General features: G+C 66.2%; 18 protein-coding genes. 8 read left to right on the top strand and 10 right to left on the bottom strand.

What is annotated here, in order from left to right; all coding sequences use genetic code 11:
• From V3328_RS08850 to V3328_RS08840, 3 genes are read right to left on the bottom strand one after another with little or no spacing between them, the layout of a single operon-like run.
• Positions 1–1,770 carry a fatty acyl-AMP ligase gene (locus V3328_RS08850; RefSeq protein WP_340329279.1) on the bottom strand — a complete coding sequence of 590 codons (1,770 nt, stop codon included), beginning with the start codon at positions 1,768–1,770 and terminating at the stop codon, positions 1–3.
• Positions 1,767–3,425, bottom strand: coding sequence for a class I SAM-dependent methyltransferase (locus V3328_RS08845; protein ID WP_340329278.1), 1,659 nt, complete (start codon positions 3,423–3,425; stop codon positions 1,767–1,769). Before V3328_RS08845 ends, V3328_RS08850 begins: the two co-directional genes overlap by 4 nt.
• A 47-nt stretch (positions 3,426–3,472) precedes the next feature.
• Positions 3,473–4,144, bottom strand: coding sequence for a class I SAM-dependent methyltransferase (locus tag V3328_RS08840; RefSeq protein WP_340329277.1), 672 nt, complete (start codon positions 4,142–4,144; stop codon positions 3,473–3,475).
• Positions 4,145–4,415: 271 nt separating this feature from the next.
• Between V3328_RS08840 and V3328_RS08835 the strand changes: the two genes are divergently transcribed.
• Positions 4,416–4,703 carry a YciI family protein gene (locus V3328_RS08835; protein WP_340329276.1) on the top strand — a complete coding sequence of 96 codons (288 nt, stop codon included), beginning with the start codon at positions 4,416–4,418 and terminating at the stop codon, positions 4,701–4,703.
• Between the two features lie 70 nt (positions 4,704–4,773).
• Here V3328_RS08835 and V3328_RS08830 read toward each other — a convergent pair whose 3' ends face one another.
• Genes V3328_RS08830 through bcsA form a run of 4 tightly spaced genes read right to left on the bottom strand, consistent with a single transcriptional unit; the run spans position 4,774 to position 12,653 of the window.
• Positions 4,774–6,879: a hypothetical protein gene (locus V3328_RS08830; protein WP_340329275.1), complete on the bottom strand. Its 2,106-nt coding sequence runs from the start codon at positions 6,877–6,879 to the stop codon at positions 4,774–4,776.
• Positions 6,873–7,970: a family 8 glycosyl hydrolase gene (locus tag V3328_RS08825; protein ID WP_340329274.1), complete on the bottom strand. Its 1,098-nt coding sequence runs from the start codon at positions 7,968–7,970 to the stop codon at positions 6,873–6,875. Before V3328_RS08825 ends, V3328_RS08830 begins: the two co-directional genes overlap by 7 nt.
• Positions 7,967–10,465, bottom strand: a complete 2,499-nt coding sequence (locus tag V3328_RS08820; protein WP_340329273.1) for a cellulose biosynthesis cyclic di-GMP-binding regulatory protein BcsB — start codon at positions 10,463–10,465, stop codon at positions 7,967–7,969. The genes V3328_RS08825 and V3328_RS08820 overlap by 4 nt, the downstream gene beginning before the upstream one ends.
• Before the next feature lie 13 nt (positions 10,466–10,478).
• Positions 10,479–12,653, bottom strand: coding sequence for a UDP-forming cellulose synthase catalytic subunit (gene bcsA / locus V3328_RS08815; protein ID WP_340329272.1), 2,175 nt, complete (start codon positions 12,651–12,653; stop codon positions 10,479–10,481).
• Between the two features lie 326 nt (positions 12,654–12,979).
• On the opposite strand from bcsA, the gene bcsN reads away from it, so the two are divergent.
• Complete coding sequence (gene bcsN / locus V3328_RS08810) at positions 12,980–13,921, top strand: cellulose biosynthesis protein BcsN (protein ID WP_340329271.1); 942 nt, start codon at positions 12,980–12,982, stop codon at positions 13,919–13,921.
• Between the two features lie 146 nt (positions 13,922–14,067).
• The gene (locus V3328_RS08805) at positions 14,068–14,589 is read left to right on the top strand and encodes a Dps family protein (protein WP_340329270.1); all 522 of its coding nucleotides are present in this window, start codon (positions 14,068–14,070) and stop codon (positions 14,587–14,589) included.
• Positions 14,590–14,652: 63 nt separating this feature from the next.
• Here the strand turns inward: V3328_RS08805 and V3328_RS08800 are convergent, their stop codons facing one another.
• From V3328_RS08800 to V3328_RS08790, 3 genes are read right to left on the bottom strand one after another with little or no spacing between them, the layout of a single operon-like run.
• The gene (locus tag V3328_RS08800) at positions 14,653–16,743 is read right to left on the bottom strand and encodes a SpoIIE family protein phosphatase (protein ID WP_340329269.1); all 2,091 of its coding nucleotides are present in this window, start codon (positions 16,741–16,743) and stop codon (positions 14,653–14,655) included.
• 11 nt (positions 16,744–16,754) lie between these two features.
• The gene (locus V3328_RS08795) at positions 16,755–18,602 is read right to left on the bottom strand and encodes an MFS transporter (RefSeq protein WP_340329268.1); all 1,848 of its coding nucleotides are present in this window, start codon (positions 18,600–18,602) and stop codon (positions 16,755–16,757) included.
• Positions 18,589–19,350, bottom strand: a complete 762-nt coding sequence (locus V3328_RS08790) for a hypothetical protein (protein ID WP_340329267.1) — start codon at positions 19,348–19,350, stop codon at positions 18,589–18,591. Before V3328_RS08790 ends, V3328_RS08795 begins: the two co-directional genes overlap by 14 nt.
• Before the next feature lie 261 nt (positions 19,351–19,611).
• On the opposite strand from V3328_RS08790, the gene V3328_RS08785 reads away from it, so the two are divergent.
• The 5 genes from V3328_RS08785 to alr are packed head-to-tail and all read left to right on the top strand — an operon-like array spanning position 19,612 to position 25,133.
• Positions 19,612–20,256, top strand: a complete 645-nt coding sequence (locus tag V3328_RS08785) for a hypothetical protein (RefSeq protein WP_340329266.1) — start codon at positions 19,612–19,614, stop codon at positions 20,254–20,256.
• Positions 20,253–22,247 (top strand): MFS transporter, encoded by a 1,995-nt coding sequence (locus V3328_RS08780; RefSeq protein ID WP_340329265.1) that lies wholly within the window; start codon positions 20,253–20,255, stop codon positions 22,245–22,247. The genes V3328_RS08785 and V3328_RS08780 overlap by 4 nt, the downstream gene beginning before the upstream one ends.
• Entirely contained in the window at positions 22,244–23,254 is a 1,011-nt protein-coding gene (locus tag V3328_RS08775; protein WP_340329264.1) for an ABC transporter substrate-binding protein, read from the top strand. The genes V3328_RS08780 and V3328_RS08775 overlap by 4 nt, the downstream gene beginning before the upstream one ends.
• A gap of 20 nt (positions 23,255–23,274) precedes the next feature.
• On the top strand, positions 23,275–23,973 hold the full coding sequence (locus V3328_RS08770) for an N-acetyltransferase (protein WP_340329263.1): 699 nt from the start codon (positions 23,275–23,277) through the stop codon (positions 23,971–23,973).
• A complete protein-coding gene (alr, locus tag V3328_RS08765) occupies positions 23,970–25,133 on the top strand; it encodes an alanine racemase (RefSeq protein ID WP_340329262.1) in 1,164 nt (387 codons plus the stop codon). Before V3328_RS08770 ends, alr begins: the two co-directional genes overlap by 4 nt.
• Positions 25,134–25,155: the final 22 nt, after the last annotated feature.

Here is a 25,155-nt window from a genome sequence, read left to right as displayed (position 1 = left end):
TCAGGAAGTGCCTCGTGTGTGCGGGTTGTCGGACGGGAGACGGTGTATCGGAGTTCTCCCGATTCGGATCGGCTGGAAGTGCCGCAGGACGGAGAGGTCCCGGTTCTTCAATCGCAGGCGGGTGGCATCGCGCTGCAGCTTGCCGCTCACGGTTCGTGTGATCGCGCCGTGCGGCACCACGAAGATATCCAGCGGCAGGATACCGTGCGTTTCCGAGATCGCTTCGGCAAGTGCGGGCAGCGGGTCGGGAGCCGGAAGTTCGCCGCCGCGCGCCAGTTCGCACACGATGATCAGTCCCTCGTCGCCCTCTTCGGTGCCGCGACCATCGAGAACGCCCAGCGCTGCGACCGCACCCCACGATGCGGCGCCGGGTTGTCTCAGCACGGTCTGCTCGACATCCTCGGCGTAGATGTTCATGCCGCGGACGATGATCATGTTCTTGCATCGCCCCACGACGTAGAGCGATCCGTCCCGCACGGTACCGAGATCGCCGGTCCGCAGGTACCGGCGGCCGTCGATCTCCAGCTCGCGCCCGGGATCCGGCCGGACGCTGCCGTCGGCCTGCCAGAAGCCGGGGCTGACCTGTTCGCCGGCGACGCAGATCTCCCCGATGGCATCCGCGGGCAGGCGCCTCGTGCCCTCCGGCTCCACCACCGAAATTGCGGTGCCGTTGCGCGGATAGCCGCAGCAGACTGCAGTAATCGCTCCGCCGCCCTGGCGTGGCAGCGAGGCGGTTTGGACGCCGCTGCCGCGATCGCCTCCTGTGACGAACAGCGTCGCTTCCGCCAGGCCGTAGCAGGGGTAGAAGGCCCCCGCCGGGAAGCCGCTTGCCGCGAAACGGTCGGCAAACCGCGTGAGCGTGCCGGCGCGCACCGGCTCGGAGCCGCAGAAGGCGAGGCTCCATCGGCTCAGGTCCAGGGTCCGCGCCTGGTCCCGGTCGATCGCCCGCACACAGAGGTCGTAGGCGAAATTCGGCGCCCCGGCCGTCGTTGCCTCGAAGCGGTCCATCGCCCGCAGCCACCTGACGGGCTTCTGCAGGAACGACAGCGGCGACATCAGGATCGCGGTCGCGCCGATGCTGAGCGGCTCGAGGACGCAGCCCAGAAGGCCCATGTCGTGGTGAAGCGGCAGCCAGCTGACCGTGCTGTTGGTGGCGTCCTGCGCGAATGCGGACTGTATCATCGCGAGATTTGCCGAAACGTTCCCCCCCGTCACCACCACGCCTTTGGGGTTGGTGGTGGAGCCGGACGTGTACTGCAGGAAGGCGATATCGTCGGCCGGCCGTTGCGGCGGCGTTTCGCCGGGCTCGCCCGACACCAGATCGTGCGCCGCGACGAAGTCGAGCGCCGGCGACAGCGTCCGCAGCGTCGCCCAGGCATCCGGATTGTACCGGTCCCCGGGAGCGATCAGTGCGGCGGGCTGCGCGTGCTCGACAATGCGGAGAATGCGCTCGGCGCCGCGCGGGTCCCCGAGGGCCGGGGTCGGCACCGCGATCGCGCCGGCATACAGGCAGCCGAGAAAACAGCGCACGAAATCGAGGCCCTGCGGCAGCGCGACAAGGACGGGACGGCCCACCAGCCCCGCCGCCTTCAGGTTGCATGCAACGACTTGCGCCGACCTGTGGAGCCCGGCGTAGGTGACCTCGTCCTCAACCTCCTCACCACGGCGAAGAAAGCGAAGGGCGACCTGGTCGCTCCTGCGGGTCGCATGCCCCGCAATCTGTGCGACGAGGTCGGGCGCGAGCGATCTGGGCGACGCAGGAGCTGTCATCTGCGGCGCCGAGACACGAAACTCAGAACCCTGCCGCACATGTCGTCATCGGTCGCGTATGGCACGGCAATCGTCGGAAGCCCGTATCCATCCAGGATGTCCAGCAGGTCGGCGCCGAAGTCCGTATAGACCAGCGAAAGCCCGCCGCTGCCGTCGCCGTGATAGACCGCCGGCATCAGCAAGCGGTCCTCGTCGCCGCTGGTATCGACCCGCGACACGCACTTTTCCGCCATTTTCGCGGTAACCGGGATGGAAAAGACGTGATAGCCGCCGGGCTTCAGGATGCGGTGTAACTCCGTCCACGCTGCGTCGGGTCTGCGGACGTGCTCCATGATGTCGGAGGTGACGACAAGGTCGAATGTCTCCGGCCCGAAGCTCGTCGCCGTGAGGTCCTGGCACTCGATACCGTTCACCAGGTCGCCGCTGCGCATCCTCGGGTCGAAGAGCGACGACTTGTAGACCGGGGCTTGCCGCAGATAGGGACGAAACGGACCGGCCTGGCCGGGCTCGAAGACCGACTTGTCTGCGAGCCCGCCCTCCGCGGCAAGGGCGCGAAGCGTTGCATACCTGCCCCCTTCAACGACGGAGAGCAGCGCCTGGGCTTGTGCCCGGTACCGCAGCGAGGCACGACAGGCCCCGCAGGCAAAGGTCTCCCTGATCTTGTCCTGCGTGCGCCGGAATACTCCATGCCAACCGCAAACGGTGCAGGTGTCCTCGACCTCGTGGGGTGAAAATCGCGGCTTGAAGGATGTCGCGGAGGGCGCGCGGGGTGGCGGCGGCCAGTTGGCCATCGCAACCTCGGATATCGTGTTCTCCTTGCTGCCGCCGGCTGTGACGATGCGATCAGGCCGGTCGGTGGCGATTGCAATGGTACAGTTGCGCGCTCCGGCACGGCCGTCGAGCCGGAGCGGCTCGCTGCGCCGTGTCTGCATCGCCACCTCCAGGCCATCGCAGTTGTTCAGGAGCACGGCCCAGTCCTCGACATCTTCCGCAACGACGTCCGCCGAGATCGCCTCAAGCGGGGTGTCCGAGTTTCCGAGGATTCCGAGCGCGCGGAAGCACTCGACGGCGTGTACGTGCAGCCGCAGGGGGGCGGATGCCGAGGGAGCGCCTTCGGGAGAATGGCGGACGTTGATTGCATTGCCCGACACGTCCCTGGCCGCCAGCGCGACCTTGCCTGACACTCCCGCCAGCGTCAGGGCATCGGCTCGTGCCCGGCGTCCGATCATCGTCATGACGATGTCGAGGTCCACGTTCCGGCAATGGACGATCTCACCGCCTCCCAGTCCGACATCGGAGACAAAGACCTGTTCCATGCGGACGTTCGAACTCTCCCGCATGGCGAATCCGAGGCCCTCGCATCGGCCGATACCGGTCGACGTGACCGTAAAGTCGTCGACCCCTTCGATCTCCAGGAGGGAGCCCTCGCGGTGGCCCCGACCGGCGATGTCGATCCCCGCGACGGAGCCTCCGCTCGCCCCCGCTTCGATGACCAGGCGCGTATCCGCGGTGAGGAACCGGAGCAGGGGCCTTTCCTGCGACGAGGATGCAAGCTTGAGCGGGACCGAAACGGTCAGGGACGTATCGATGTCGATGATTTCCGGGGCAACGAGGATCGTGGCTCCGGGCGCTGCGGTGTGAACCGCCCTCAGCAATGCTTCGCATCGGTCCACGAGGACCGGATCGGGCGGGCCGGCGGACATCATGCGCCGGGTTTTTTGCGAAAGGCCCGCCGATGCTCGTGCGGAGTCTCGGCATAGCCGATGTCCAGCCTTTCGAAGGCGGGATCGTGATCGAGAAACAGCTCGCAGATAAGCGCCACGTGCGGAACCTCGATCTGTTCGTCGGTAAAGTGCCTGGTGATGCGAGGATTTGCCGAAGGGCGCGTCGTCGGCGAAATGGCGATGGACCAGTTGTAGTCGTCCATCAGCAGGATGCCGTCCGGTTTGACCAGTTCCTTGCAGATCACGGTGGCCGGCGCATCGTGATGGAACATGTGACAGCCGTCGAGATAGATGAAGTCGAATACGCCGTCCTCGCCCGCGCGGCGCATGTCCTGCAGGACCTTGGCAAGGGCCCAGCAGTAGCTGTCGAACGTCCGCCGGGTGTTGCCGTAGGTGCGAAAATTTTCGAATCCGTGGGCCGTCAGATCGGCGGCAAGGTCGTCGACCTTCTCCGCAAAATCGAAGAACGAAATCTCGCCGTCCCCGTCGAGTATCCGGCACAACTCGACGGACGTCGCCCCGATGCCGATTCCGACCTCTGCAACCTTCGGGGCGGACGTCCTATCCTTTACCTGTCGCAACAGCGCCAGGGCGTGCTCGCACGGCTTGGCAATGGCCACGAACCGGGGGTCGTCTCGTCTTTCGAGCATGTCGGATCCGAGCCGATCAATCAGCTGTGCAAGGGGTTCGGCGCCTGCCGCCGAACCTGCGTCGGGGCCTGTCAGTCCTGTCGATCATGATCGCCCCCAAGCTTGCGGCCGATGGCCGACGCTGGCCGCCGAGGTTGCAATCCCGCAACGCTCTGCCGACGAACACAGTAACATGGATGTAAGCTGTCGACGCGTTGGATACCCGATTAATGTCGCAGACCTGGCTTGGCAACATTGGCCGGATCGGCCGTTGAGGCGACGAGGAGAGACCTTGCACTACATTATCCACTGCCTGGACCGTGCAGAGTCCGTGGAAAAGCGACTTTCCCACTATGAGGCTCACAAGGCCTATCTGGCCAAGGCTCCCATCTCCATTTTAATATCGGGGCCGCTGCTCGCGGACGACCACGAGACCATGATTGGAAGCTGCTTCCTGATAGAAGCCGACAGCCTCGAAGCGGCCATCGAGTTCAATCGGAACGACCCGTTTCATCGGGCGGATTTGTGGGAGCAGGTCTCGGTTCACCCGTTCCACAAGCGAATGGACAATCGGGAGTGATCTATCGGTTCGGTGCTGAGTGACCGGTCGTACCGTGCGTTCGCGATGGGGCAGGGGCGGTCCGGAGGGTTTACCCGCCCGGGATGATGACGCCGAGTCTTTCGTCGATGGCGTTGAGCCCTTCGGTGCCGGGACCGACGCGCCCTGAATCCACGGCCGCCCGGAACATACGCTTGGCCGAGTCGTACTGCCCCAGCCGGTAATAGCACCAGCCTCGAATGACCAGGAGATCCACCACTTCCGGGGCGATCTGGCGGCGCTGATCGAGCAGGGTCAGCGTCAGCGCGTACTGGCCGCGATCGTAGGCGGCAAGCGCGCGTTGGGTGATTATCTCGGTCTGCAGCTCGACAGCCCGCGCCGGTGTCTGGGCGGCCTGCGTCGAGGCCGCCGCGGCCTCGCCGGTCATCCCCTTGCGCAGGAATGCAAGGGACTTGCCGTATGAGGCATCCGAAGCGGTTTTCGCGTCTCCGGCGGCGATGGCACGTTCGAAATAGGGCACCGCAACGATGGGACGATCGAGTTCCATCAGGCACCAGGCAAAGGCCAGCGCGGTTCCCGCCGCGAGCGACCGCGGATCGGGAGCCGCTCGCGCGCAGTTGACGGGACCCGAATAGACCGCGCCGCCGCTGCCGCCCCCACGGGCGGTCGAGGCGCTGGACGTGCGCGCGACGCGGTCGGACGTGGCAAGGGCCGCAATCGCATCCGACCTGGGCGCCCACTCTTCGATGAGGGCGGCCAGCGCCTTGCTGTCCTTGTTGCGCTGATAGACGATGGCAAGGCCGAAGGCGGCCCGGTCCTCGTCGGGGTCCCATTCGAGTGCGGCGTCGAACCATCGCTCGGCGGTCGCCGTCTGATCGGTATTCAGGGCGTAGAAGCCCAGGCCCTGCGCTCCCGTGGCATTTCGTGCACGGCTGACGAATGCGGCGAAATCGGCGACCATGTCCGCTTCGAGGCGAGGCGGGGGATCGTCCGTCAACAGACTGGTCAGCACGTCGATATACGCCTTGGCGTTGGCCTCGGAGGCATCACGCCACTCTTCGGCGACGACGGCGGCCTGCTGCCTGTCGCCTGTATCCGCGAGCGCCAGCACGTAGCCTTCCGCGGCCTTGGCGTCGCCGCCCCAGTCCATCGCATCGCTGAACCAGGGAACGGCCGCTTCGGCGTCGTTCCGGGAATAGTAGTAGAAGCCGAGCAGTGTGGCGTCGGTTGCGCTCTCCTCCGACCGCGCCACCGATGCGAGCAGTTCTAGTTCTTCTCTCGAAATGTCGGGTTCGCCGTTCTCCGCCGCAGCGCCCACGCGGTCGCGCAACAGGTCCATCCGCACGGCCTCGAACTCTCCTTCCCCGCCCGGGCCGGGACGCTCGAAATCAAGCAGGCGGCTGACGTCGTCGGGGGGCAGGAGGGCGCTCGCCTTCTGGATGGTCGACAGACGCTCGGCGGGATCGTTGCAATTGGTGAGGATGTAGGAATAGAGGTCGACCGCGCGGTTCTCCTGGTCGGTTTGCGCGTAGGCTTCCCCGATATTCCACAGTGTGGACATCTCCGCGCAGACGAGCAAATCGGGATAGGCCTGCGCCGTCGCGAGAACGGTTCGCCACTGCTGGGACGTTGCCGCATTGGCGATCCGCTGCCTGGCTTCGGCCATGTCCAGAGCATTGAGCAGGGAGTCGGGCGGCTGCCAGCCCGGATCGGACTCCTGGCGTTTTGCGATTTCTTCGCGCGCGGCCGCGTAGTTTCCGTCGGAGAGCAAGTCCCACAGGAACTGCGTCTGTGGGTCGGATCCGGACAGAAGCTCATCCACATTGCGGGGCGGCACCCATTCGGGATGCAGCCGCTTGAGGCGGGCAATCTCCGCCTCCATGCGCTTTATGTCGCCCTGGGCTGCGAAATACCGCAAGGCGCTTTCATCGACACCGGCGGCGGCCCGGGGCGGGTCCGCAGGCGGTTGTGACGGAGCGGCGGCGGCAGGGGCGGTGTCCTGTGTTGTCGTCGGAGCCTGGGCGTAGAGCGTGCCGGTCTGGATCGTATCGGCGATTTCATAGGGCCGGACTTGCGCCCTCTCGCTCACCTGGGTGGCGGCACGAAGGGCGGTACGCTCGTTGGAATATACGGCGTAGACAATGGGGGTGGCGACGATACCCAGGACGATGAGAGGGACGAGCCAGCGACTCAGCATCGCGGATAGCGCTCCGCCGCAACGGAGAGGCCGAGGAGATGAAGCGTCGACGGGTAATACAGTGTTGGCGCGAACGTTTTCAGGTCGTCCGGAATCGGGGTGCCCGCAGAAGCGCAGGCGACCAGCGCTGCGAGAAATCGGTAGCCGGGCTCCTCGAGCCTCTCGGTTACCGAACCTGTCTCGAGGTTGACCACCGCGGGAACGCCGTCATTGCGGGTAATCCAGTCCGCGAAGAAAGGTGCGAGAAGCTCCCGGGTGTCCAGGCCCGCCATCATCAGGTAAAGCGGAATTCTCAGGCCCTCGTAGCCGAACAGCGGCGCCCGGTCGGGTGCCGGAGAGAGTCCCCGCTGCCCGAACTGCATCCAGTCGCTGGGCAGGTCGAGCGGCCCGAGGCCGGCGCGCGCAAGCAGCCTGGTCCCCGATTCCACTGCCGCGCGGTACGGGGCATCGGCGGCCAGTTCCTGCAGCTTCAACAGCGCGGGATAGACCCAGTAGGACAGGTTGATAACGACTTCGTCGGTCGTGCCGGCGTCCCTGAAGCCTTCGGCTCCCGGGAGGACGATCGTTTCGCCGTTTAGCGGGATCAACATGTGCTCGCCGACGGCCTTGGCGACCCGGGTGGCGATGGCAATGTACTCCGGGCTCGCCCACCGCTCACCGGCAAGCGACAACGCGTAGGCGATGAGGATGTCGCCATCGGTTGCGTTGTTGATGTCGCTGATGTGGGGTGTGGCCGCCGGATCCCACTTCCATGCGGCCAGCCCGTCGTCCCGGATCAGCAGCTCGTTGCGGGTGAAGGTCCAGATTCGTTCGAAGGTTGCCGGGTCGTCCGCGCCGAAAGCCAGCAGCATTCCATAGCCCTGGCCCTCGCTGTGCGTGATGTCGCCGTTCGCCGTGTCGATGACGCGGCCATCGGCCTGCACGAACTTCTGCTTGTAGACCTCCCAGTGCGCAGGATTCACCGTGATTGGTTCGGCCGACAGGGGCGAGCCAACCGCCACCAGCGCCGTCGCTGCGCAGCATGCGACGATCAGCCTACGGATGGCTGCGGCACATCCGGCGACCGGTCCGTTGTTGGCTCCGCCGCTCATTCGGTCCTCCCGATGCGGCGCAGCAGCATGGCGGTCGAAATGCCCAGCAACACGCATGAGAATGCGATCAGCAATGCATATGTGGCGATGTTCTCCGACAACCAATTCGCCGCAATCAGCCGGACGTTTCGTGGCGTCAGCGGACTGGTGACGACGAACTCGAATGTGGAAACCGGCGTGGTGCTCAGGCTCTGCGAGGCAGTGTCGAACGTCGCCGCGCGACCGGATATCTGGCGCCACAGCGTCGGTGCGGTGAGCTGTGCCGTGACATTTGCCAGATCCTCGGCATCGGGCGCGGTGAGCAGCGTCCAGACATGTTGCCGATCGAAACTTGGTCCCTGCGCGATCAGCAGGTCGGCTCCTGCCGGAGGGGTCATCATTGCAGATTCGCCCAATTCCACCGGGAACGACGATATGGTGATGTCGAACGTCTCCTGGAGCCAGTTCTCGAGGCGCACGAGAGCATTGCGCCAGGTGCTCGTCGTCACCCGTTCGCGCCACTCGGCTTGCAGATTGTCCGTCGCGCCGGGTGGGGTCCGCATCGTCATGGGCCCGTCGGGCGCACCTTCGCCGCGCGGGAGTGTTGTAATGTCGGGTCCGGAACCCTCGGAGCCGGGGCTGGGCGATGGCTGCCACGTCTGGCGGACGTTGGTGCTGACTCCGACCTGGGGCAGGATGCCCGGCGGCAGGCTGGCTACAGGACCGACGATCAGGGCCGCGGCATTGGCCAGTTCGGCATCCGTGGCGGCAACCTGCAACGGGATCAGCCTGCTGCGCAGTGTCGCAAGCCGCGCGCTCAGCGTACCGGCCGCCGACAGCGACTGCGGATCGGTGTCGCTGATGAGGATCGTGGTCACGCCCTCCTCGGCGTAGGGGTAGGCGCCCGCCGCGAACGGGGCAAGATCCGGCCTGCGGGCTATGCGCGCGTATTCAGGGAACCGCAGTTCGGAGCTGTCGAACAGCGCGAAGCGCGGTTGCGTGGGCGTGGTGGCGCCCGGCAGGCAGGCCGCGTCGGCACTCGTCTTGACGATCGCCTCGAGCCTTATCTCGTTGAGGCCAGGCGTGAAATTCTTCAGCGGAATATTGATCGGTTGCCGCGAGAACAGCGTGCCTCCGCGTGTCCGGATCTGGAGCGTGGAGGCGATCTGGTTGTTGACGTACACGTCGACCCTGCTCTCCGGCAGTGCGTCGCTGGCGAAGGCAGCATCGAGAAACAGCGTGGCTTCGCCGTAGGCGGCTGCGTAGAAGTCGGGAGCCAGACCCACCATGAACCGCGTCTGGAAGCGGCGGCCGGCGAACTCGATGGAGGAGACGCCGAGATCCGCCAGGCTGATCCCCCGCGATCCGGACAGCACCGCGACGTTCGGCGACCACCAGCTGCTCGTCTCGATCACGTCGGTGGGCGGATAGGCCTGCTGCAACTGCTGTGCCGAGCGTTCCAGGGTGTTGCGGATGCTTTCGGGCGTCGGGCCGCTGATCACCACGGTCGTTATGCCTGCGATGTCGGCAGGGATCACCCGGAATATCCCTTGCTGGTCGGCATCGTCGGGCCGCAGGCCGAGCCGGGACGCGACCGTATCGGCGGTTGCCACTATCAATGCGAACTCGCCGAAGCCGGCATCGGCGGGCAGGTCGTCGGCAAACCGTACGACGGGGTGAGCGAACTGGCCGATCAGCACGACTTCCTGAATGGCCTGCAACGCGGCCTCCATGACGCCCGGTGACGGGTTGCCGCCCTGAATCAGGTGGATCGTGGTGCGCCCGTTCTCGCCGACTCCGATCGCGGGCAGTTCGGCAAGCGACGTGATCTGCGCGCTCTGAGGGTTCGAGAACCGAAACCCGGTTCCCTCGCTGAACACGCGCGTCCACAATTCGTAGGTCGCCTGTTCCGTACAGTCGACGCGATGCGATTGCCGCACCTGGAACCGCACCTTGTTGTCACCGGGTGCGAGCACGCCCGCGGCTACGTCGACCTGAACGGTCCGAGCGCTGTCCGACGCGTCTATCCGAGTTTCCAGTACGATCTGGTCGTTCATTGTCACGCGCAGCCACGATTCTTCCGGTACGACGACGACGGAATTCGTGAAACGGACGCTGAATCTTGCCGGGCCTTCCGCCTGCTTGCTGGTCAGGAAGACTGTCCACGCATACGAATCAATCTCACCCGTGAACATGAAAGTCTCTGCCGGAAGAACCGGACGGTCAACAAGGGCGGTGCCCTGGGCCGGCATCGTGCGCACGGGTGCCTGCCCCGCGCGGTTCACGGGCTCGGGGGCATTGCCGCTCGGATCCATTGAAAACGGACGCGACACTCCGGGCGCCGCGGGCTGAGATTCCGCAGGGGCTTCGGGCCGCTCGTCGACGGTGTCGCCGGTCCGGGGCTCCATCTGGAACGGACGCTCGGTCTGCTGCGCCTGTGCCGACAGGGCCATGAGAACAAGGCCTGCGGCGGTTGCCAGACGCACTCCGATCAGCCAGCGGGCCGGCACGGTCATCCCTTTCCCACCCTCAAGGGGCCGCCCGCCGGGCGGGAGTGCCGCGCCGGGCGAACAGATAGGTGAGGCCGCGACCTGTCTGGAAAATCGCCATGAACAGGAACTGGATGGTGCCCCAGAGCACGCCGATGTTCACGCGCCGCCTGTTCTGGAATTCCGACCACTTGCTCGAGTCCGCATAGATCATGTCTGCGATGACGCGGAAGTCGTCCGCAGTCGGTGAGGCGACGCGGCAGCCCAGAACAACGCCTTCGCCGTTGTGGGTCGCCCGTTGCACCGTCAGTTCGATCGGCTGATTGGCCGCTTCGGAGCGCGGTCGCACAAGGCGCAGCAACAGCGTGCTGCCTTCCTCGATCCGGCCGGATTCCACGCCCGGTATCGACAGGCGGACGCCGCCGGTGGAAGCGTCGAGCACAGTTGCCGCGTGGCTTTGGCCGCCGAACGTCGCCTCGGCACGGCGAGCCAACGCGACGCGGATGTTCCGCCGCAGGTCCCGTCGTTCGGACACAACCCCGAGGGCGCAGCCGACGATGATCAGGTTGAACAGGTTCCAGCCGCCGACCACCAGCGTGATGTCGGCGTCGTAGGGTTGTTCCAGCACCCGCCAGACCGTGACCCCGACCCCGAACAGCAGGATTGCAAAGATCATGTAGAACGGCGCGGCGAGTTCGGAGATGCGGCTCTCCTCGAGCGACTCGTCCTTCGCCGTCACCTTGAACGTCGGCTTGGTGGGGTGAAGAATCGCGGAAATCGCAGCGCGGACGAGGTGGACCGACTGTATATACTCGTACAGTTCAGATATCCACGGCCATCTGTATCGCCCATACATGTAGTTCTGCATGATAACGTTTATTATCATGTAGATCGCGATATAGGCGAGAAACTCCTCGCCGGACGCGTTGAATATTTTCAGAGAAAAGAACAGGTAGAACAGCGGCGAGATTAGGAATATCAGCCGGGCGAACGGGAACAGCCAGTACAAAGTGCTGGAGGCGTAGCACAGCCTCTGCGAGAAGGTCAGGCCGCGCTTCAGGACGGGACGCTTGAGCAGCATGATCTGGATCATGCCCTGCGCCCAGCGCGAGCGCTGGCCGATGAAGGCGGAGAACGTCAGGGGCTGCAGCCCGGCGATGAGGGGGCGGTCGACGTAGACGCTGTTCCATCCGCGCGCGTGCAGGTCGATTGCCGTTTCGCAGTCTTCGGTGATGCTCACGCCGCTGAACCCGGAGCCTTCCTCCAGCGCGGCGCGGCGCAGCACGGCTGCAGATCCGCAGAAAAACGAGGCGTTCCACTTGTCCAGACCGCGCTGGATCACGCCGTAGAACATCTCGTTTTCCGACGGCATCGTGCCGAAGGTGTCGAGATTGCGCTCCAGCGGGTCGGGATTCAGGAAGAAGTGCGGCGACTGCACCAGAAAGAGCTTCGGATCCTCGGCGAAGTATCCGACCGTCTGCGTCAGGAAGTCCCGCGTCGGCGCATGATCGGCGTCGAGCACGGCGACCAGCTCCGCCTTCGAGTGGGCGAGGCCGTTGTTCAGGTTGCCGGCCTTGGCGTGCTCGTTGCGGGCCCGCGTCAGATAGCGCACGTCGAGGCTTTCGCACAGCTTCTGCAGATTGGCGCGGCGCTGCTGCGCGACGATCGCGACCGACGCGTCGTCGGCTTCGCATTTCTGGTCGGTCCCGCCATCGTCCAGGAGCCAGACCGTGAACCTGTCGCTCGGGTAGTCCATCGCCTTCGCGGCGGCCAGGGTTATGCCGAGGAGATCGTAGTCCTCATTGTAGCTGGGCACGAAGACGTCGACGGTGGGGAAGTATCCGTTCTTCGGATTCTCGCGCGCCGGCCGCGGCGCCAGCGGATCCGACACGGTAAACAGGCTGATGGCGAACATGCCTACGCAGTAAAGCTCCGCAACATACAGCAGCAGCGCCGGGATGAAGTTCTCCAGCTGCGACACCGGCGGCAGCGTGCTGGTGGTGCGCCAGAAGATGTAGCGCAGGACGATCGCCGTCCCCAGGGCCAGCGCGATGTGGCGCCACATCCCGGTGGGCCTCAGCAACTTCAGGAGTATGATCGCGACCATGACCAGCAGGCCCGCGGTCAGGTGGGCCTGCAAGCTCACCGGTTGCGTCACGAAAAACAGAACGCAAGCAGCGGACAGTATCCAGAAGACGGCTGAGAAGAATTTCATGTTCCCTACAGAAGCTTGATTCTGCCCAGTCCCCTAACTGCGGCGCTCCTCTACGTGAGTATTGTGTGTTATCGGTACATGTGATCGAGAAAAACCGGACGCTCTTGATTGCCAGTAAAAGTGCCAGCATCTGCTTCGGCAAAAGATGTCGGGCTTGACCTCGGCGTCCAGGGTTGATTCACCTACTACCAATTCAGGATCACGATGATTCGCCAAGCACCACGCGTATGATAGCCCATTGTCGACGCTCCAGGACGGGGATCCGAGAAGCCTCCAGGCGCACCGGTTCGTACCGTGTTGGCAGTGTTCGGCGAATGGATCAATATATGGTTAAGGGAGTAGTTCTGCTGCTGGCCTTGGCCGTGGCATCCTGCAGTTCCCGGGTCAACCAGCCCGCCCTCAACACCAGCGCGACCCGGCAGGTCGATCCGGGCCAGGCCTTCATCGTTCCGCCGCCCGGCGGCCCGGCGGTGGTTGCGGTCCTCGAGACCCTCTATTCCAACGCCGTGGCGCAGGAGATCGCGCTTCGCACGACCACCACGAACGAGGGCCAGAACGCCATCCACGCCAAGGTCTTCGGACCGGTCGGCGGCCCCTACGATCCAACCGAACGGTTCACGCCAAACCTGCCGACGATGAATCGGATCCACAACGAGATGCGGGAATTCCTGCCGGGCGTGAGGATGCAGGTCTCGCCGTACTTCGCGCAGAATTCCTACGGACCGTTCGGCTACGCGGTCGGGCGTGCGGCGTCCGGCGCCCTTTGCATCTACGGGTGGCAGAAGATCACCCCGAACGAGCCGCGGCCGATCCTGGCGCCGACGCGCGGCGCGGTGGATCTGCGGCTGCGCGTCTGCGATCCGACGGCGAGCGAGGACGAACTGCTGAACCTCATGTACGGGCTCGTCGTCGTCGGCACCGTCGGCGCGTTCGGCTGGAACCCGTTCGGCAAGCCGCCGCCGGCCGATCCCAACGTCGGCAGGGCGGGCTACCCGATCTCTCCGTCGAACTGGGAATACACAAGATCCGTCGTGCCGGCGGCGGCGCCGGTGGCGGTGGAGCGTGCCCCGAGCGTCCCTGCGACGCCGCGCGTCACCACCGCGCCGCCGGCGGAGACGACCATAAAGCCGGGCTACCCGCGGATCCCGGATCCCTCCGGTTCGAACCGCAGTTCGGCCTACGGGAGTTCGACCGCGAAGCCGGCGGAAGCCGACTCGACCAAGGAGGAGGGGGAACCGATCGTGCTGGTCCCGCCTCCGACTGAATAGGCTGCGACCAACGTCAACTGGCGGACCGGCCGGCCGGGCCGCGCCGGCCCGGGAATTGATCCCCGCGGCGCCGGCGACCATATAACATGGGCGCGCGATCCACTTCCGGACACCTCACGGATCTCGCCAACGAAGGGAAATCGACGATGAACACGTCCAAGGTCAAATCGCGGCAGAAAGCTGCCCTGGCGACTCCGAACCGCCTCGGCGACAATGCCGCAAACGACATCTCGGCGGCACTGTCAGCCCTGCTCGCCGACGTATTCGCCTTGTACATGAAGACGAAGAACTTCCACTGGCATATGTCCGGGCCGCATTTTCGCGACTATCACCTGCTGCTCGACGAGCAGGCGGAACAGATATTCGCAATGACGGACGACATGGCGGAGCGTGCGCGCAAGCTTGGCGGCACGACGCTGCGCTCCATCGGCCATATCGCGCGCCTGCAGCGACTGGCAGACAACGATGCCGAGTTCGTGACGGCGCCGGACATGCTGGCCGAACTGCGGGACGACAACATGCAGTTGCTCACCTTCCTGCGCGAGACCCATGACCTCTGTGACGAGCATGGCGACGTCGGGACGGCCAGCCTGCTGGAGAACTGGATCGACGAGGCGGAACGGCGGGTGTGGTTCCTGTTTGAGTCGGGCCGTCACCAGGAGAGCTGACCGCAAGGAAGCGGCGCTTTCCATCCGTCCGCGTCGGAACGAACGGCAGGACGACACCTCCGGTCAGGCCTTTCGCTCGACGATCAGCAGCGTGATGTCGTCCGACTGGTCGCCGCCTGCCTCGAAGACGTGGATCGTTTCCACGGCCGAGCGGGCGGCATCGGGCGGCGGCAGGCTCGCCGTGTCCGCCAGCACAGCCATGAACCGATCCTCGCCGAACTGTTCGCCGGCCGGGTCGAACGCCTCCGTCACGCCGTCGGTGTACATGACGAGCCGGTCGCCGGGACCGAATGTCAGCTCCTGGTTGGTGAAGTCGGTGTCTTCCACCACGGCGACCGCTATGTCCAGGCTCCGGTCCAATGGCGCGACCCGGCCGTCCGCAAAGACCATGAAGGGCGGGTTGTGGCCGGCGTTGACGTACTGCAAGCGCCCGGTTTCGGGATCGAATATCCCGAAGAAGAGCGTCACGAACATCATCTGGTCATTGTCGGCGCTCAACAGATCGTTGAGCTGACGCACGCAGACGGCAGGATCGGTTTCGAAGAGGGCGATGGTTTTCAGCAGGGTACGGCAGATCGCCATGAAGAATGCCGCCGGCACCCCCTTTCCCGAGACGTCGGCGATGACCACCGCAATGTGACCGTCGCCGCGTTCGAAGAAGTCGTAGAAGTCTCCGCCGACCTCGCGGGCCGACTCCATCATCCCGAAGATCGAATAGCTGTCGCGATCGGGAAACTCGACGGGCAGGACCGAGCGCTGGAGGTCGCGGGCGATGGAGAGTTCCTGCTGGAGGCTCGCAAGTTCGGTTTCGCGGACCAGCGCCTCGCGCAGCCGGGCGATGAGTTCCGACAGGCGGCGGTGCTGCTCGACGACGCGACCGGACATCTGCTGCAGCACGGCGGCGAGCGGTCCGAGCTGATCGTCCTCGCGTATCAGGCGGTCGAGGGACTTGCTTTCGTCACCGTCCTCAGACCGGCCCGAAGCCGCCGCGACGATGCGCCGAAGGTCGGAAAGCAGCTCCTCGCGGGCGCCGGCTTCCAGGGTTTCCGCGAGAGCCTCCATCTGGCGGCGGATGAACCGTTCCTGCCGCCGCCGCTGCAGTTCGCGCTGACGGCGGGTGTCGCTGAAGGCGGTCAGGCTCTTACGGAGTCCCGCCACTGCTTCGGCGATCATGCCGATTTCGTCATCGGATTCCTTCGTCAGGCCGGCCGAGGTGTCGCCACGCGACAGCGCGCCAAGAACGGCGACGGCCCGGTCGAGAGGGCGAAACACCACACGCAGGTAGAGATAGAGCCCGACCAGGACCAGGAGCAGCGCCGATAGCGTGCCGGCGACCGTCAGCACGGTCAGTCTGTCGAGAGCCGCCAGGCTTTCGGTGGCATCTTGAACCGTTACCAGGAGCCCGGCGGAACCGGCGGCAAGATCCGCCAGCGGGACCGACGTCACGGCGTAGATCCGGTCGCCTTGCTTGGCTTCCGTGACCGCTGCGATGTGCTGGGGCAGTGTCAGGTCCAGCGCCGACCAGAGAGCGTTGTCGGCGCCCTCGATGAAGCGGCCACGCGTATTGAGAAGCAGCGCGGTCGCTCCAAGCGACCGGGAGAACCGTGCGAGCAGACTGTCGACGGGGGCCGCTACCGCCAGCACCAGCGCCGACGCCGCCGGCGACACCCGGTACGGACGCGCGACGATGATCCGGAACCGGTCGGACGAAACCTGGCGGATGCCGCTGAGTTCGGCTCCTTCCGCAACCGTCCTTATGGTTCCGAGATCCAGAAGGCGTGTCGGTTCGGCGACATGGGAACTTGCGAAGAGGACGCGGCCGTCCCGGTCCAGAATCTGCAGGTCGCTCAGCTCGCCCGCGGCGATCAGCGGCGTCGTCCAGCCCACCGCGAGCGTTCGTATGCGGGTGGAGTCGTCATCCCGCACGGCATCGGCGAGGAGCCGGTCGTTGGCAGCCCCGTCCGTCAGTTCGGCGAGCGTGTCGGTCGCGCTTTGCAGAATCTCGCGCCACAGCGCCTCCGTGCCCTTGATGGCGATTTCCGCATAGGGTCGCTCGGCGAGACGCTCCCGCTGCAGGCCTGCAAGAACGAGGGCGCCGAACGTGACGATGAAGGCGGCCGAAACGAGGATGATGATCCGGGTGCGGAGAAGCATCTGTCGCGGCCTCAGGCAGCCACGGCGGTCGTTCGCCGCACGGCCACCTGGCCGGCCAGCGTGAGCACCAGAACCAGACATGCCGCAATCGCCAGCGGCGGCAGGGCAAACGCGCCTGCAATGCTGACGGAGCCGGCCCCGGCGGCGATTCCCGCCCCGGTCGACAGGAACAGCGTCGTCATTGTCGCCCGGTGCGGCCGGACCAGGCCCCCGGCTCCCCAGCCGAGCACGGCCATGCCGAGAGCGGTCGCTGCGCCCGGCATCGGTTCAGACATCGACAGGCCGGACCAGGACAGGAGCGCCATGCCCGCCAGCGCCGCTGCCAGTGAGACCGGCCAGCGCGGGTGCAACGGGAGTGCGAGGGTCGCCGCGGCGCCGCCGGCGGCAACCAGCAGCCCGGCTGCGAGGTAGTTCTCGTAGCCGGGCCCCGAAGGGACGAGCACGAGCGACACGGCGCCGAATGCCGCCCCGGCAGCTGCCATCGCGCCATTCCATCCATGTGCCGTCGCGCCGGCATGCCCCCCGATCGTGTTCCAGCGCACCGTGAGCGATGTGAATCCCAGCGCGATCAGAAGAATGCCGGCACTGAGGAATGCCATCCGCCGGCCGATCGCCTCCCCCAGAAGGCCGCCGAGCACCGGTCCTGCCACCAGCAACGAAAGAAGCATCATGACAGGGAGCAGAGGTTCGCGGCTGTCGGCGCTGCGCCCCGAGAAAAGCGCGGACACCGTCACGCCAAGTCCGGCGCCGGCGACAGCACGGGAGGCGAGGAAGAGGCCGTAGTCGCGCAGGGCGTAGGCGGCTGCAAAGGACAGTCCGGCGGCGAGGAGACCGAAGAACGCCGCCATCGGCCGCGCCTGTTGCGGAAGGGTTCTCGCGAGCGTGGAGGCCATAATGGCCGCAATGCCTTCGGCGATCCACGGCAGGCTCGGCCACCAGTCGACCGGCACGTATTCCCACTGGCGGTCGATCGCGAAATTGGACACGAATGGAATGGACATGGCGTAGACCGACAGCGCGGCAACGGCGAGCCAACCGGCGAACGACCTGTGCCCCGGCCGGTCGACGGACGCGCCTGCGGTCTCGACCACGCCTCGTGCTGCGGCGACGGGTTCGAGGATCGGGTCGAGCTTCTCCGACAGGCTTCCGTCGAAGTCGATCGCGCGCACCGTCGCCACCTCGTCCTCGAGGCAACGTACCGATGCCTCCAGTGGCGCCAAGCGATAGTCGAAGCCGCTGAGGGCCACCACCGTCGCGCCCCGGCCGCTCGGTAGCGTGCGCGCCGGAAACACGCCTCGCGAGACGCCCAGCATCAGATGACGCAACCGGGCACGTCCTGCGGAGACGTTCCGTCTGAGGACGAGCAGCGTTATACAGGCCGCCACCAGACCCAGCACCACCGCGGTCGCAGCCAGGGCCAGCCGCAACTTGCCGACGGTGTGGCCGAACAGGGGAGGGGCCGGCGCAAGGATGACGTTGGCCATCAGCTTGCCCCCGGTGATGACCGGGAACGCCAGTCCTGTGACGTTTTCCGCCGTGGAAGTCAGCACGTCGCCGTCCGGATCGACGAGGGCCAGGGCGTCGATGGTCGGCACGCCGCTGACGACATTGGCAAAGTAGGTGTCCACCCCGTAGAGGCCCTCCAGCGGGATGCCATAGTCGAGCGCCATCCGGATCTGGTCGGCGACCGCCTGGCCGACCGTGTCGCTGCCCTCCCGGACCTTTGCCGAAAGTTCCGGCAGGGCCTCGCGTTCGGCGCTGGACAACATCAGAGCGCCTCCGGCGCCGACGCTGATCGCGAGGATCAGCCCGACGATCGCAGCAATGATCAGGTCGCGCCGGGCGTCAGGCAGGCTCATGAACGTCCTCTGCCGCGATCTCCTCGTCCTGATCCAGCGCCCGCACCTTCTCGGCGGCCAGGTCCACCTCGACGATCGTTTCGTCGATCGCGGCGCACATCGCCACGGCAGCCGCGGCCAGCGTACCGGGTTCGGCGGACGGTCCGCCAAGCGGTTCCTGCCCATAGAGCTGCCGCGCCACCATCCTCAGGTCCCGCGTGGCGATGTGGAACATGAGGGCGGACAGCAATGCGACGATCAGCACGCCGGCCGCCGCGACGACCGCGAACCGGGTGGCCACGGCGCCGACCAGCCCGTCGCCATGCGCGGCACCCGCCAGCGTGACGGCCAGATGGCCGACCGGCTCTCCGAAGTCGTTGCGGATCTCTTCACCGACGACGACGGTATCGAGCTGTTCGAGCCGCCAGCGCCTGCTGTCGTCGCGCAGCCGGATCGCTTCCAGCCAATCGTCGGTGACGCGCTCGCCGATGCTTCCCCGATCGGTGTTGTAGACCGACACCCCGGATGGATCGAAGATCTCGACGGCGAGGATCTCCTGATTGCCGAGCCGCGCCCGTTCGATGAGGTCCTGCGCGACATGGATCTCCGGCAGCAGCAGCCCCAGACTTACGCTGGCCTCAACCGAATCGCGCAATTCGGTGAGGATGAAGTCGATGTTCGATTCGACGGCGCGCACGCGGAGCCTGTCGAGCGCCTCGTTTATCAGCAGCACGGACAGCGTGATCCCGACCAGTGTCAGGACTGACAAGGCAAAAATGGTCCGTACGGCGGGTGACATCGGGCGTGGTCGATTGCGTTTGCGCGAACGATGGCAGAGAACCTATCGGAGGGAGAGGCACCTGTCACTTGGCCCCCGTCCTGCCGCAGGCCGGTTCCGGCTGCAGATGCGGGCAGGCGGAACGCCCCGCGACAGGCGTGGACATTGACGGAATTTTCAGCTCTTTCCCGCAACTGATCAGGCGTATCGTAGCGGAACGCATATCGATATGATGTCCCCCGTGATCTGCCCATGCTGAAACTCGCCCTAAGAACACTTCCGCTGTTTGCCGTCATCGTCGGCTTCGCCATGGCGCTCGGGGCGTACATGAACTACTCCGGCGTGCGCAGCGCCTATCTCGACCTGATCGCGTCGCGCATGCACATGGTTCTCGACGACGTCGCGGCCAACGTCGAGTCCGCCGTGTCGGTCGGGATACCGCCGGCGGAACAGACGACGCTGCCGGCCCTGCTGACGCGCCTGGTAGAGGCGGACCCGCTGATCCGGTCCATCTCCGTCGTCGCACCCGACGGCGAGGTCCTGTTCGGAAGCGGCAGCGAAGCCGACCGCACCGCGACGCCGGATGCGGACAGTTTCGAGGTCGGCCGTACGGTCACCAACGATTTCGGCGCGCCCGTGGTGGACCTGCACGTGCGCTACGACCGGCAGGCCCCGACCGAGAAGATCGACGCCTTCGCGACGGCGGTGCTCGCCGATGCGATTCCGGCCGGCCTGCTCGCTGCCCTCGCGGGAAGCCTCGCGGCGCTCCTCATCCTGCGCCGTCTGCACGGCCGAGCCGCCCGGACGGTCAATCACGGCATCGTCGACACGATCGACATCGCCAACCGCGAAGTCGAAAAGCTCGGCGAGGGCGTCGCGCCGGAACGGGCCTCATGAACAGCATCCGCATCCATCTGTCCTTCGCGCTGGTGCTGGTGCTCGTCGCCGTGCTGGCGTTCGTCTCGTTCCGCACGGCCGACAGGGCCGAGGGATTGATCGTGCCGGAGATCGGCCAGAAGGCCGAGACGGCGGGCAGGTCGGTCGCCAGCCTCGTCGACCGGGCGCTGGACGTCGGCATTCCCCTCGACCGGCTCGTCGGCATCGAGGCGTATCTGGAGAACGTCGTCGAGCACAATGCCGGCCTGTCCTACGTGGCGATCCGCGGCGCCACCGACTCGGTGCTCTATTCGGCCGGTGAGGCGACCTCGCTCGCCGGCGCCCGGGTGCCGCTGGCGTCGCCTGCGGGGGAGGGGGCCTATGTCGATATCGACCTCGATCCGGCCTATGCCAGCAATATCGTCTACAAGCTGTGGATCGACCTGGCGATCGTCATGGTGGTCACCGCGCTGGTGGCGCTGGAACTCGTCTACATCAGCTTCGGCGTCGGGGTGTACGGCGCCATCGAAGGCATGGAGCTGAGGCTGCAGTCGTTGCGGCGCGGCGACCTGAGCGAGCACACGCCGGTGGAGACGGGCAGCGTCTTCGGCGAGCTGGCCCGCCGCTTCGACGAGCGCCTCGCGATGGTGACGGCCCGGTTCCGGTCGCTGCTCGAGACGGCGAGGACGCGGGGGGACGCGGCGCTGGAAGCGGCGCTGGCGAGGCTGAAGGACCGCTACCACCTGGGCGAGGTGTTCGGGGCCTCGGCCGTCACGGTGGTGGCGATTCGCGCGCCGCTGTTCGTGTTCATGCTCGCCGAGGAGCTGACGCGTCCGTTCCTGCCGATCTACATCCAGCGGCTGGCCTCGCCGATCGCCGGGCTGTCGCCGGAAGTGGTGATCAGCCTGCCGATGGTCGTGTTCCTGGCCATCGTCGCCATGGCCCAGCCGATCCTCGGCACGGTGACGGAACGGGCAGGGCGCCGCCGGTCGCTGATGACCGGCGCGGCGCTGGGCGCGGCCGGCTACGTCGCCACGGCGTTCGCCTACGACCTGATCGGCCTGACCCTCGCCCGCGCCGTCACCGCCGTCGGCTTCGCCTTCGTCTTCGTCGCCGCCCAGGGGTTCGTGATCGATTCGACCGATACCCGCCAGCGGGCGCGCGGCATGGCGGTGTTCGTCGGCGCGATCCTGGTCGCCGGCATGTGCGGACCGCCCATCGGCGGCATTCTGGCCGACCGGATCGGCATGCCGGCGACCTTCGTGCTGGCCGGCCTGTTCGCGGCCGCCAGCCTGGTGCTGGCCGCCCTGTCGCTGCCGCGCGCCGCCAAGGTGCGCAAGCACGTGCCGTCGATCCATTGGCGCGATTTCGCGCTGACGCTCGGCTCCGTTCGGCTGTCGGCGCTGTTCTTCCTGTGCGCGCTGCCGGCCAAGGTGATCCTGGTTGCCGTCTGCTTTTTCCTGGTCCCCCTGCATGTCGAGGCGCTCGGCAACGATCAGGCGACGATCGGCCGGATGCTGATGATCTATCCTCTGGCGATGGTCGTGCTGGTGCCGATGTTCGCCTCGTTCGCCGGCAAGGTCGAACGCCGCACCGCGCTTGTCACCGGCGGCGGCCTGCTTGCCGGGGCGGGCGGGCTGCTGATGCTGTTCGGCGCCGACAACATCTACGTGATCGCGGTGATGCTGCTCGTTCTGGGCGTCGGGCAGGCGCTGAGCATCACGCCGCAATCCGCCCTCGTCGGCGAATTCGGCGCGCACCTGAACGGCCGGGTCAGCGAAAGCTCGCTGTATGGTATATTCCGGCTTGTCGAACGCGTGGGCAATGCGCTGGGCCCGATGATTGCCGGCGCATTGCTGGGGTTGTACGGCTTTTCCACGACCGTCGTGCTCATCGGCATCTGCGTGGCGCTCGGCGCGGTCGTCTTCGGACTGACCGTCGGGTTGCGCAGCGGTCCGGAGCACAATGCGGACGACACGGCAGACACCGCCGCGGAGGGCAATATCGCATGAAACGCCGGGAATTCCTCTGGCTCGGTGCCGGCGGCGCGGTGGCGCTGATGGCAGGCCGGGCGTTTGCGAAGGGAACCCCCGACGATCCCTATCGCATCTACCGGATCACCTATCGCGGCCGCACGCCGGTCGAGGACGGCTTTGACAACTATCTCGCCGCCAACGGCGTATCGGTCGAGTTCATCGAGCGCGACGCGGATCGCGATACCTCGAAGATGCCCGGCTTCGTCGAGGAGATCCGGCAGCTCAAGCCGGATCTCGTCTACACATGGGGCACCGGCGTGACGCTCGGGGCGGCCGGGAAGTACGATGCCGAGGACGGATCCGACTACATAACGGATATCCCGATCGTGTTCGCGCTGGTGTCGGCGCCGGTCAAGGCCGGGCTCGTCCCGAGTCTTGAAGAGCCCGGCCGCAACGTCACCGGCGCCGTGCACGTCGTGCCGACGGAGACACAGCTGCGCGCGATGGCGTCGTATCGACCGTTCACGAAGCTCGGCGTGCTCTACACGCCGACGGAGCCGAATTCGGTGGCGATCGTCGAGGAACTCGGACGCCTGCAGGAGACGCTCGGCTTCGAGCTCGTGCCCCGCGAATTCCGTATCGTCGACGGCAAGCCGACCGCCGACGGCGTCGAAGACCTGATCGCCGAAATCAAGCAGGGCGGCGCCGAATGGCTCTATCTGCTGCCCGACACATTCCTCGGGACGGTCTACGACAGGGTCGTGCCGGCCGCCCTTGCCGAAAAGCTGCCGACGTTCGGCGCCGCGGAACTCGCCGTCCGCGAGGGTGGCGCATTGGTGGCGCTGGTCAGCCGCTACTATTCCGTCGGCCAGCTCGCCGCCTCCAAGGCAATCAAGATCCTCACCCAGGGTGTTCCGCCGGAGCAGATTCCGATCGAGACGTTGAGCCGCTTCTCGCTGATCATCAACATGGAGGTCGCCAAGGAGCTCGAACTCTATCCGCCGATCGAGATGTTGAACTACGCCGAAGTGCTCACCGGCTGAAGTTCACGGAGACAGGTCGATTGGCGATTGCCCGGCAGACCGAACCGACATCGTCCGTGGCGTGGAAGGTCCTTGACGGCAGCGACGTCGACGCCGTCTACGACCTCCATGTCGCCGCCGTCGGAAGGGTGGGCCGGCCGGATCTGATCCGGCCGGAGTCGCATGGCTTCTTCGAGAGCATCCTGGCGGGCGGTGGCCGCATCCTCGGCGTCTCGGACGCGGAGGGGCTGTTGGCCTATGGTGTATTGCAGTGGGATCTGCCGCCGGTAGAGAACCTGAGGCCACTGTTCGACCTTCCCGCGGATGCCCCGTTCGCCAAGCTGGCCGGTGCGGCGGTGCGCCCCGGCGCCTGGGGACGGGGTCTGCAGGAATCCGTGATCGCGGAGCGGATGCGCCTTGCCGCCGCGGACGGACTGACCCACCTCTACGCCACGTCGGCGCCGGGCAACTGGCGCAGCTGGACAAATCTTCTCAATCAGGGGTTCCACGTGCGCGCGCTGATCGAACAGTATGGCGGCGCGCTGCGATATATCCTCTACCGCGACCTGGAGTACGGGGACCTCGAGGCGCCCGCTCCCGCCGCCGAAGACGCAGGCGAGTGGTGCGGCGCAGATGCAATTCACGCACAGCAGCGCTATCTTGACGGCGGCTTTGTCGGATCCGCATGGCGGAGGTCCGGGGACGGCAGCCATCAGATCTTTTATCGGGGTCCGGTTTGAACAAGTCATCGGCAACCCTGCACAGCGCTTCGCGACCGGCCTCCGCCGTGCAGAGGGGGCCGCTGCTCGATATCGACCTTTCGGCGATCAGGGCCAACTATAGCTCGATGCGGGTGCGGTACGGTGGCCGCGACCTGTCGGCGGTTCTCAAATCCGACTCCTACGGCCTCGGCCTCGAGCCGATCGCCCGCAGCCTGGGGGCGGCGGGCTGCACCACGTTCTGGGTGAACGATCTCGAAGAGGCGGCGCGGCTGCGCTCCGTGGTCCCCGACCCGACGGTGTACGCCCTGTTCGGCCTGGGACTGCACGACCCGGAGGACTTCGTCGAGACCGGCGTGATCCCGGTGCTCGCGAGCCTGGACGAACTCGTGCAATGCAGCCGCGCGGCGGCGCGGAGCAGTCGACGGATGCGCGTTGCCGTGCAACTCGATACGGGGCTCGGTCGCCTTGGCCTCAACCGGGCCGATGTCGCCCTGCTGAGCGAGCAGGGCGAACTGCTCGCTCCGTTCGAACTGAGTTGCTGGGTGTCGCACCTGGCGGCCTTCGACCTGCCCGACGATCCGATGAACCGCCTGCAGCGGCAGATGCTCCTGGACTGGACCTCCCTTCTGCCGAAGGCGCCGATAAGCCTCGCCTCGTCGTCGGGGATCTTCATGGGGTCCGACTGGCATTTCGACATCGCCCGCATCGGCAGCGCTCTGTTCGGCGTCCAGACCTCGACGCGCTGGCAGGAAGGCCTTCAACCCTGTTACCGGCTGACTGCGCCTGTGCTGCGGGTGGCGACGTTCCCGGCCGGCAGCCGTGTGGGATATCGCGGCGCGTCGGAGCTGGAGCGGACGTCCCGGATCGCGACGCTGGCGCTTGGCTACAGCAACGGTCTCCCCCGTGACTTCGCGAAGCAGGCGCGCGTCTACCTGAACGACGTGCCGGCGCCGTTCGTCGGCGGGATATCGATGAACCTGAGTATGGTCGACGTCACCGACGTTTCCGATCCGGACGTCGTCCCCGGAAGGGTCGTCGAAGTGCTCGGGCCTCGCCAGACTGTCGACGCGGTGGCCTCGGAACTCGATTGTGCGCCGAACCTGCTGCTCACCCAGATCGGGTCGGGATGCCGGCGACGCTATCTGGACGGCGCGCCCGACGACGGCGCGGCGCGATAGGTTCGAACCGCTGCGCCCGGAG

The sequence above is a fragment of the Microbaculum marinum genome (assembly GCF_037855135.1).
Classification (GTDB): Bacteria; Pseudomonadota; Alphaproteobacteria; order Rhizobiales; family Tepidamorphaceae; genus Microbaculum; species Microbaculum marinum.
Note: the sequence above shows the minus strand (reverse complement) of the source record. Positions and strands in the feature narration are given on the sequence as shown.

Coding starts and splice junctions, on each gene's coding strand:
- V3328_RS08850 (WP_340329279.1), bottom strand. CDS start 1,770: ATGACAGCTCCTGCGTCGCCCAGATCGCTCGCGCCCGACCTCGTCGCA.
- V3328_RS08840 (WP_340329277.1), bottom strand. CDS start 4,144: ATGCTCGAAAGACGAGACGACCCCCGGTTCGTGGCCATTGCCAAGCCG.
- V3328_RS08830 (WP_340329275.1), bottom strand. CDS start 6,879: ATGCTGAGTCGCTGGCTCGTCCCTCTCATCGTCCTGGGTATCGTCGCC.
- V3328_RS08825 (WP_340329274.1), bottom strand. CDS start 7,970: ATGAGCGGCGGAGCCAACAACGGACCGGTCGCCGGATGTGCCGCAGCC.
- V3328_RS08820 (WP_340329273.1), bottom strand. CDS start 10,465: ATGACCGTGCCGGCCCGCTGGCTGATCGGAGTGCGTCTGGCAACCGCC.
- bcsA (WP_340329272.1), bottom strand. CDS start 12,653: ATGAAATTCTTCTCAGCCGTCTTCTGGATACTGTCCGCTGCTTGCGTT.
- bcsN (WP_340329271.1), top strand. CDS start 12,980: ATGGTTAAGGGAGTAGTTCTGCTGCTGGCCTTGGCCGTGGCATCCTGC.
- V3328_RS08805 (WP_340329270.1), top strand. CDS start 14,068: ATGAACACGTCCAAGGTCAAATCGCGGCAGAAAGCTGCCCTGGCGACT.
- V3328_RS08800 (WP_340329269.1), bottom strand. CDS start 16,743: ATGCTTCTCCGCACCCGGATCATCATCCTCGTTTCGGCCGCCTTCATC.
- V3328_RS08795 (WP_340329268.1), bottom strand. CDS start 18,602: ATGAGCCTGCCTGACGCCCGGCGCGACCTGATCATTGCTGCGATCGTC.
- V3328_RS08785 (WP_340329266.1), top strand. CDS start 19,612: ATGCTGAAACTCGCCCTAAGAACACTTCCGCTGTTTGCCGTCATCGTC.
- V3328_RS08780 (WP_340329265.1), top strand. CDS start 20,253: ATGAACAGCATCCGCATCCATCTGTCCTTCGCGCTGGTGCTGGTGCTC.
- V3328_RS08775 (WP_340329264.1), top strand. CDS start 22,244: ATGAAACGCCGGGAATTCCTCTGGCTCGGTGCCGGCGGCGCGGTGGCG.